We start from the raw sequence: 252 nt of genomic DNA, 5'->3' as shown, positions 1-252 counted from the left end.
CATTCTGATCGCGCCATAAAACTTCGCGCGGGTGAGCGTGAGTAAGGTCTTTTCACCCGTGACCGGGTCGTGTACTTGCTCCATCACTGGCCCTTGGCTGAGTTTGGTTACCACTTGGTCAAACTCGGCCCTGAGCTCTGGAAACTCGGCATGGCAGGCCGCAGTTTCTTGGCAATCTTTAAACAGTAAGTCAAAGCCGCGCTCAATTGCCGAGCCGATTTCTAATACGCTTTGCTGCATCGGCACTACGCC

Annotated in this window: 1 protein-coding gene; it reads right to left on the bottom strand. The window is 54.0% G+C overall.

Annotated elements, in window-relative coordinates:
- A partial coding sequence (locus B4920_RS27150; protein WP_216820103.1) for a hypothetical protein occupies positions 1–252 on the bottom strand: 252 nt, incomplete at both ends.

It is taken from the genome of Zoogloea sp. LCSB751 (assembly GCF_002028455.1).
GTDB lineage: Bacteria > Pseudomonadota > Gammaproteobacteria > Burkholderiales > Rhodocyclaceae > Zoogloea.
This window is presented reverse-complemented; position numbering and strand designations above follow the sequence as displayed.